This window comes from Streptomyces sp. NPDC086519, from assembly GCF_040686075.1.
Classification (GTDB): Bacteria; Actinomycetota; Actinomycetes; order Streptomycetales; family Streptomycetaceae; genus Streptomyces; species Streptomyces shenzhenensis.
Map to the genome: position 1 here is coordinate 115,265 of NZ_JBFBJL010000028.1, position 8,685 is coordinate 123,949.

Below are 8,685 nucleotides of genomic sequence, written 5' to 3' on the forward strand. Positions count from 1 at the left end.
CCCGCGATGAGGCGTACCCGCAGCGGCCCTCCGCCCCATCCCGGCGCTCCCAACGAGGAGGCACAGATGACGACCGACCCCTCGAAGTCCCCCTCCGGCTCCTCTTCGGCCGGTTCCTCTTCGAACGGTTCTTCTTCGGCCGGTTCCCCTCCGGCCGGTTCTCCTTCGGCGGACACCCTGAGAAAGCTGCACTCGGCGCGCGCCCGCAGCGCGTACGAGCGTGCGGTGGCCGCCTGTCGCCACGCCGGGATCGACCCCGACGCGGCGCAGACCGTCCCGACGAGTCCGGTGGGCCGGGCCGCGAACGCGCTCCGGCTGTCGGCTCAGTCCCTCACCGCCCTGGCCGGCACCGCACCCGACCCGGCGGCGGACGCCCGCTGCGCCCGCAACGCCGCCGCCACCGCTGCGCTCGCCGCGCAGGTGGCGACGCATATGTCCGCACAGGTGACCGGCTCCCAGGACGACCACGCCGGGACCGCGACGGCCCTGCGCGCCGCCCTCACCGCGTCCCAGGCGGCCGCGAAGGCGGCCGGCGGCACGGCGGCGGGACAGGACATGGCGCTGAACGCGATCGCCGACGACGCGGAGGACCGCGCGGTCGAGGCCGCACGGGCGGCGGGCTGGATGTGATCCGTGCCGTTCGGCACCGGTCCCTCCCCACGTGGGGACCGGTGCCGAACGGCACGGGAGGTGTCGGACCGCGCACTGAGCCGGGAGACCGCTCGGTAAGCGGAAGCAGCTCGCGTCATACGGCCACTCCGGCGGAAGGACGCCGGTCGAAGGTGACCGAGAACGTGCGGTGCCGTGAGCTGTCTCTGCCAATGCTGAGCTGGTCGGCCGGTCGGGGCGAGACCCGATCACCGCGTTGCTGCGGCGAAATCCTGCCAGCCGAGAAGCCCGTCTGAGGAGGGCGGGACGTCCGGTTCAGGGCTTCGCCGCAGGTCAGCCGTATAAGGTGAGTTTTCCGGTCCGGATGACCAGCGGCAAGGGAAGTAGGGAGTGGAGAGCCTTGAGTCCCGACGCAGGGGCACGCACAGCCTTCGCGGAACGCCTCGCGTTGCTGTACAGGGAGGCCGGTAATCCTCCACTCAAACGCGTCGCCGAAGCGGTCGACCGACTCCATCGCGTCGACGAGCGAGGCCGTCCGGTACGGGTCTCCGCCCAGCGGATCAGCGACTGGCGGCGGGCGAAGAACGTGCCCGCCCAGTTCGTCGCCCTCTCCGCCGTCCTACAGGTCCTGATCCCCCAGGCACGCCGCGCCCAGCCGGCGCCGGTGTCCAGCGGGCTCTACGACATGGCCCAGTGGCAGAAGCTGTGGGAGCGGGCCGTGGCCGATCCCGTCGGCGAGCTGGCCGCACCGGAGACGGCCGAGGAGACGGACCAGCCGCCCCCGGTCGACAGCGTCTGCCCGTACCGGGGTCTGGCCTCCTACCGCCGCGAGGACGCCCGCTGGTTCTTCGGCCGGGAGCGCAGCACCGACGCACTGGTCGCCCAGCTCCGTTCCGCGAAGGCCGGCGGCGGCCTGGTGATGCTGGTCGGCGCCTCGGGTGCGGGAAAGTCCTCACTGCTGAACGCGGGCCTGGTCACCGCACTGCAGAGCGGCGCCCTGGCCGATGACGAGGGCCGGCCGCAGCCCGTCCTGCAACTCGTCCCGGGTACGGACCCCGTGAAGGAGCTGACCCGCCGGATACCCGAGTTGGCCGAACTGACGGACCTTGACGATCCCGACGCCGCACGAAAAGCGATCGCCTCCTGGGCCCGCCGCGAAACCGAGTCCGGGGCGACGGCGGCCGGATCGGCCGGCGCTCTGCCGACCGCGGCGGCCGGGTCGGCCGATGCGCGCGGGTCGACCGTCGATGTTTCACGTGAAACACGGCCGTCCTCGGGCGCCGAACCGGCGCGTCCGGTCGTGATCGTCGACCAGTTCGAGGAGACCTTCACCCTCGGCAGCGACGAGACGGACCGGCGCACCTTCGTCCAGCTCCTGCACTCGGCCAGCACCCCCGCCGCCCCCGGCGAGCGGGCCCCCGCCCTGGTCGTCCTCGGCATCCGTGCCGACTTCTACGAGCAGTGCCTCGGTTACCCGGAGCTGGCCGACGCTCTTCAGCACCGGCACATGGTGCTCGGCCCGCTCTCCACCGCCGAACTGCGCGAGGCCGTGACCGGTCCGGCGAAGGCGGTGGGTCTGGAGCTGGAGCCGGGCCTGGCCGAGCTGATCGTCCGGGAGGTGAGTGCGGACGGCCCGCGCGGCGCCCATGACACCGGCATCCTCCCTCTGCTGTCCCATGCCCTGCTCGCCACCTGGCAGCGCCGCAAGGCGGGCCGCCTGACGCTGGCCGGCTACCGGGCTGCCGGCGGCATCCAGGGCGCGGTGGCCGCGACCGCCGAGCGCGCCTGGTCCAGCCTGGACCCGGCCGCCCGCACCGCCGCCCGGCTGCTCCTGCTCCGCCTGGTACGGCTCGGCGAGGACACCCAGGCGACCCGCAGGCGCGGCACCCGGCGCCAGCTGGCCGCCGAGTCCACCGACCCGAACAAGACGGAGGAGTCGCTCGAAACGCTGGTCCGGGCCCGGCTGGTGACGCTGGACGCGGACACCGTGGAGATCACCCACGAGGCGCTGCTGCACGCCTGGCCGCGGCTGCGCGAGTGGCTCGACGAGGACCGCAAGGGCAACCTGCTGCGCCAGCGCCTGGAAGAGGACGGCAGGGCCTGGGACGAGTCGTCCAAGGACTCCGCGTTGCTCTACCGGGGGTCACGGCTGGAACAGGCCCACGCTTGGGCGAAGTCGGCCGGTGACACCTACCTGACGCGCAGCGCCGTGGAGTTCCTGGCGGCCTCGATGCGGCTGCGCAGGCGCACGGTGTGGATCAGCCGGGCCGCCGTGTCGGCGCTGGTCGTCCTCGCGGTGGTGGCGGCCGGTTCCGCCGTGATCGCCCGGCAGCAGCGGGACGACGCGGTGTTCGAGCGGGTGGTCGCGGAGGCCGACCGTTTCCAGTACTCGGACCCGTCGCTGTCCGCCCAGCTCGACCTGGTGGCCCATGACCTGCGCCCGGACGACGAGGGTGCCAACAACCGCCTGATCTCCATCGTCAACGCCCCGCTGGCCACCCCGCTGCTCGGCCACACCGGCGCCGTCTACCTCACCACCTTCAGCCCCGACGGCAAGGTCCTGGCCACCGCCGCCTACGACCGCACGGTCCGGCTGTGGGACGTGAGCGACCCGACCCGGCCGAAGGCCCTGGGCAAGCCCCTGCTCGGCCACACGAGTTGGGTCTCCAGCGCGGTCTTCAGCCCGGACGGCAGGACCCTGGCCAGCGCCGGCGACGACGGCACCGTACGCCTGTGGGACGTCTCCGACCCGAGGCACCCCGTCTCCCTGGGCTCCCCTCTGGCCGGCCACGACGGCACCGTCTACCTGGTCGCTTTCAGCCCGGACGGCCGTACCCTGGCCGCCGCCGACGAGGACCACACCGTCCGCCTGTGGGACGTGCACGACCCGCGCCACCCCGCTTCGCTGGGCACCCTCACCGGCCACACCGAAGCGGTGCGCTCCATCGCGTTCAGCCCCGACGGCCACACCCTCGCGGCCGGCAGCGACGACAACTCGATCCTGCTGTACGACGTCTCCGACCCCCGGCGCCCCGAGCGCGTGGGCGCTCCGCTGACCGGGCACACCGCGACCGTGCACTCGGTGGCCTTCAGCCCGGACGGCCGCACCCTCGCCAGCGGCAGCAAGGACGACACCGTACGGCTGTGGGACGTCGCGGACCGGGCGCACCCCAAGGCCCTCGGCGGGCCGCTCACCGGCCACACGGGGCCCGTCTGGTCGGTGGCCTTCAACCCCGACGGTTCCATGCTCGCCGCGGGCAGCGCGGACTCCACGGCCAGCCTGTGGAACGTCGGCAACCCGGCCTTCCCCTCGCAGGTGGGCGAGCCGCTCGCGGGCAGCAGCGGCGAGATGTACGCCGTCGGCTGGAGCCCCGACGGGCACACCCTCGCCACCGGCAGCGGCGACGGCAAGGTACGGCTGTGGTCGGTCCCGGGCGCGGACATGATCGGTGCGGCGGGAGCGTTCAGCCCGGACGGCCGCGTCCTGGCCACCGGCGGTGGCGACAGCAGGATGCGGCTGTGGAACATCACCGATCCGGCCCGGCCCACCGCGCTCGGCGAGCCGTTCCGCACGGGGTGGCGGGACCTGCGTTCGATGGTGTTCACCCGGGACGACCGCACCCTCGTCATCCTGACCGGCGAGAACAACGTCAACTGGGTGCAGCTGTGGAACGTCTCCGACCCCGCGCACCCCGCCCAGTACGGTGCGCCGGTCCGGCTGAACACCCGGTACGCGGGCGCCGAGGCGCTGGCACTGAGCCCTGACGGGCGCACCGTGGCCGCCGACTACGACGACCGCACGGTCCAGCTCCTCGACATCAGCGACCCTGCCCATCCTCAGCGCCTCGGTGAGCCCCTCAAGGGCCACACCGGCTACGTCAACGCGCTCGTCTTCAGCCCGGACGGTAGGACCCTGGCCAGCGGCAGCGCGGACGGCACGGTCCGCCTCTGGAACGTCTCCGACCGGATGCGCGCCAAGCCCCTGGGCACCCCCCTCAAGGGCCACCTGGGCCCCATCAACACCCTCGCCTACAGCCCCGACGGACACACCCTGGCCAGCGGCAGCGACGACGACACGGTGCGCCTCTGGAACATCTCCGACCCCGCGCACGCGACCCGGCTGAGCGCGGTCCTCACCGGCCACACCGAGGCGGTCGTCTCCCTGACCTTCAGCCGGAGCGGCAGAACCCTGGCCAGCGGAGGCAACGACAACACGGTCCGCCTGTGGAACGTGTCGTCCCCGTCCTCGGCACACCCCATCGGCCAGTCCATGAGCCCCAACGCCAAGACGGGCAACTTCCTCTCCTTCAGCCCGCGCAGCAACATGCTGGGCGTCTCCAGCGGCGCCGACACGGTCCGGCTGTGGAGCCTGGACGTGGACCAGGCGGTCACACGCATCTGCTCGGTCACCCGCAATGTCCTGACGCCCGCCAAGTGGCGCGAGTACCTCCCCCGTCTCGCCTACGACCCGCCCTGCGACGACTGAGACACCCCCGCCCCTGACCATCTTCGAGTGATCCCGATCACAACTGCTCACGACGGTCGAGAAGTTGGCTCCCGTCGTACCGGCCACCTTGTTAGGCTGGCCACAACCCGGTCGCTGGTGCATCCCCCGTCGCCAGCGGCCGGGCTTTTTCATGCCCGCCCCCGAATTCCCCGGAGAACGCCGAAGGCCCCCGATCCGTCCGGACCGGGGGCCTTCGTACTGGTGGGGCTAACAGGATTTGAACCTGTGGCCTCATCCTTATCAGGTCGATCACGGCGCCTTCCGCACCCCGCACTTCGCTGGGAAAGCGGCTCGACGCCGGCCGCTGGAGTACGCCGGAATCCGACCGTGTTCGCGGCTGTTGGTGTCAGCCGCTGGTGTCAGCGATCGAGCGACCTCTTGACAACAGACTGCTCGGCCTGCTCGGCAGCGCACAGGAACTGATGGGCCGGTGTCACCAGTTCACCGGGGATCGGATCTATGCCGCGCACTCGGACCGCCACGATATCGATCACGACGGGAGAGCGAGGGGGCGTGACCTTCACCAGCCGCCACCGGAAAGGCCGTGGAACATCCTTGGCGGGTAGCTCCACCATCGCCAGACTGACCCATCGATCGTAGACCGTGGGATAAACGCGCACGTCAGCACCACATAGGCCGCAGGTTGGCGGCTCTGGCAAGGTCACATCGTCGGGGTCCGGATCGGGTCGAGGTGTTGCTGTTGCGCCCTCTTTATCCGCCATTTCGTCGGCAAGCCGATTCCAACAGTCATCGCACAGCACGGCCATGAGATCGATGCGGCCTCGACTGCGGACCGTGGGTCCGGCCTCCCCGCAGCGCTGGCATAAGTGCTCGTCACGATCACCGGTCGCCCCCATACGTTCGAGTGTGAGCGTGTCTTAGCAAATCGCAGTAGGGCGCGATTTGGCCTCATTTAGGGATCAAGGACACATGCGGCCATCCAGACGTGGCGCTGTGCTCCGCCTGAGCCCGCACCATGAGGCCCTACCCCTCAAAAGCGAGAATGGCCCCTGGCCAGGTAAATCGGTCAGGGGCCATCTCACTCGTTCATGGCCTCATAATGGCCATCGATACCGGACTCCCCGGCAGATCGGGCATGGGCTCTACATGTGGGTGCGGAGCCAGGCCACGACCTCCTCGTCGAGGTAGCCGGAGTAGTTGTCACCCGTGACGTTCACAACCAGGATGAGGTCATTGGCGTCCATGCGGGCCTTGAGCGTGGCACGAACCTGATCGGCCGACTTGACGGTTTCGACCAGCCAGGTGGACTTGAGCGCGTGACACCAGGAGGAGCCAAGCGCCTTGATCTCCTTGATCAGCGTCTCGTAGTCCTGACCCGGCTTCTTCAGGTCGTAGGAGATCATCTGGATCACTGCACACCTCTCTCTGAGGTGGGCATGCCGAAGTTGCGGGCTTGGAAAGCCTCGCGCCTCGTTATATGGTCCCCAGGCGCCTAGCAACGCATCTGAAGGCCCTATACCGGGCTGCCCAACCTCGATTGAGCCCCGGTATGGGGCTTTCTTCGTTGTCTTGACGGACCATTAGAGCACCAGTGGCCGGAAGTGAGCAACCAACGGCCACACTCGAACCACTAGTTGTGGGGTACTGATCGGTAATCAACCACAACATCTAGTGGTCTGGAGCGTGTTGAGGTCAAACCAACCATTCTAGCGGGCGGCACTGACAACGGAGAGGTGGCCGATTCCACCTCTCACCACCACCCGCCCCAGCTCCCATCCCGTCTGCCGTCGGCCCACACACCGTGGAGCGGGCGTGGTTCATGGCGTCCAGGTGGAGCGCGCCACTGTACGAACGACCTGGACGCCATGGGCCGCGTCTGCTCGGCTCTGCCTGGGTCGGCGGTGGACGGGATGGGAGCACCCCGCGCACGCCACTGTCCGCTGGCACTCGCGAACGGCGCCCCCGCCATCTCGGAGCCTGAGCGCCCCCGCCGGAGGCTGTTCTGACCGTGGCCGCTTCTCTACGGTGATCGACTCATGACCCGGCTCTGGCCACGTGGGCGCGCGTCGGCGCAGCGCGGGCGGAGCGGGCCGAAGGCAGGAGCGGCGCCCGCGGCGGAGCCGGGAGCGCGCCCGGCGGAGCGGAGCGCAGCCGGCTTGATGAGGTAGAGAAACCTGTAACAGCTCCGCGCGGGCCTACGCGTCGAAGTCGTACTCCAGGATGTAAGAGGCCGCGTCCAAGGTCATCTCGTTGATCTCGACCGGGCGCCCTTCGTCCGCAAACGCGGTCCGGCAGATCAGGATGACGGGCGTGCCGGACGAGATACCCAACTGCGATGCCTCGTCCTTGGAGGGCATGCGCGAGCGGATCTCCTCGCGGAAGTGCACGGGCTTGTAGCCGAGTTCGGCAAGGCGGGCATAGATCCCACCTGCCCCCGGATCCATCTGCGTGATGGCGGAGCCTCCTACCACCGAGGTGGGGAGATAGCTCGTCGCCAGCAGCACGGGCTTCCCGTCCAGGACGTACCGCCGCCGGCGGATGCACACCGTCTCCTCGTCGGTGAGATCCAGCACGCGCCCGATGTTCTCCGGGGCTGCTTCCTCCGACACCGCCACTTGGTCTACTTCCAGCGTGCGGTTCTCAGTGTCGGCCGCCCAGATGGACCGGCCACTTCCCCACTGCTCCTCGGCAAGCCGCTGGATGCCACGGCGTCGCAACGGCCGGAAGGACCGGACGAAGACACCGGCGCCTTTGCGGGCCTCGGCTACGCCTTCGTCCTTGAGTACGCCCAATGCCTGACGGGCAGTCATGCGGGCCACGCCATGCGCGGCCATCAGCTCGTTCTCTCCCGGAAGCCGATCACCGGGACCGTACTCGCCCGACTGGATCGCCTCGCGCAGGGAGTCTGCGATCCGCTGGTACTTCGGCCGACGGTCGTTGTCGGTGGTGGCCATTCGGAAGCCCTCCTCTCTTCTCTAGACAGCTTAGGCCACGGGTGGGTCACCCGCTCAGTGCATGTAACCGCAATCCTTCGGCACCAACCTCTCTAGACATCTCCCTTGACGGCATCTCTAGAGATGTGTTCTCCTTGAGATGTCTAGAGAGGTTGCGTAAGGCGGCCTCCGAGAACGAGGGATGGGCAGATGCCGTCTTTCAAGATCGACCTTTCGACCGCGGTGGTGTTCGTGGCGACCGCGCCGGAGCCGAAGATGGTGAACAAGAAGACCGGTGAGCGGGCCGTGGACCGGGAGACGAACGCGAGTCTGTCGACCGTGGGTCTGCTGGTCTCGGACGAGGGTGAGGGCAACCTCTACCAGGTGACCGTGCCGGAGACCGGCCTCCCCGAGGGCCTGGTGCCGGGCATGCCGGTGCGGGTCGTCGGCCTGAAGGCCCGTGACTGGGAGAACACGTTCAACGGCGAGAAGCGGCACGGGATCTCGTTCCGCGCGGTCGCGCTCACGGCCGGGGTCTGACCATGACCGACGTGACGCCCTGGCTGGAGCTTGGCGGCTTAGAACGGCTAACACAATGAGGTACATCAGCCCTGGTGGCCGTGCCTCGTAGGCGAGTTGGGCGTTGTCCGGGCCGTGGGGACTTCACCGTGGATC

At 69.5% G+C, this 8,685-nt stretch carries 6 protein-coding genes; 3 read left to right on the forward strand and 3 right to left on the reverse strand.

Annotation, left to right across the window (positions count from 1 at the left end; all coding sequences use genetic code 11):
• Positions 1 to 66 precede the first annotated feature (66 nt).
• Both AB0P24_RS26135 and AB0P24_RS26140 read left to right on the forward strand, forming a co-directional pair.
• Positions 67 to 630, forward strand: a complete 564-nt coding sequence (locus AB0P24_RS26135) for a hypothetical protein (protein ID WP_365797950.1) — start codon at positions 67 to 69, stop codon at positions 628 to 630.
• 343 nt (positions 631 to 973) lie between these two features.
• Positions 974 to 5,095: a WD40 repeat domain-containing protein gene (locus AB0P24_RS26140; protein WP_365797952.1), complete on the forward strand. Its 4,122-nt coding sequence runs from the start codon at positions 974 to 976 to the stop codon at positions 5,093 to 5,095.
• A gap of 380 nt (positions 5,096 to 5,475) precedes the next feature.
• Here AB0P24_RS26140 and AB0P24_RS26145 read toward each other — a convergent pair whose 3' ends face one another.
• The 3 genes from AB0P24_RS26145 to AB0P24_RS26155 all read right to left on the reverse strand — a co-directional run bounded on the left by AB0P24_RS26145 (position 5,476) and on the right by AB0P24_RS26155 (position 8,031).
• A complete protein-coding gene (locus tag AB0P24_RS26145; protein WP_365797954.1) occupies positions 5,476 to 5,883 on the reverse strand; it encodes a DUF6083 domain-containing protein in 408 nt (135 codons plus the stop codon).
• A 336-nt stretch (positions 5,884 to 6,219) separates the two neighbouring features.
• The gene (locus tag AB0P24_RS26150; RefSeq protein ID WP_365797956.1) at positions 6,220 to 6,489 is read right to left on the reverse strand and encodes a hypothetical protein; all 270 of its coding nucleotides are present in this window, start codon (positions 6,487 to 6,489) and stop codon (positions 6,220 to 6,222) included.
• 783 nt (positions 6,490 to 7,272) lie between these two features.
• On the reverse strand, positions 7,273 to 8,031 hold the full coding sequence (locus AB0P24_RS26155) for a GntR family transcriptional regulator (RefSeq protein WP_365797958.1): 759 nt from the start codon (positions 8,029 to 8,031) through the stop codon (positions 7,273 to 7,275).
• A gap of 189 nt (positions 8,032 to 8,220) precedes the next feature.
• Here AB0P24_RS26155 and AB0P24_RS26160 point away from each other — a divergent pair, with 189 nt between their 5' ends.
• A complete protein-coding gene (locus AB0P24_RS26160) occupies positions 8,221 to 8,550 on the forward strand; it encodes a hypothetical protein (protein ID WP_352220804.1) in 330 nt (109 codons plus the stop codon).
• Positions 8,551 to 8,685 lie beyond the last annotated feature (135 nt).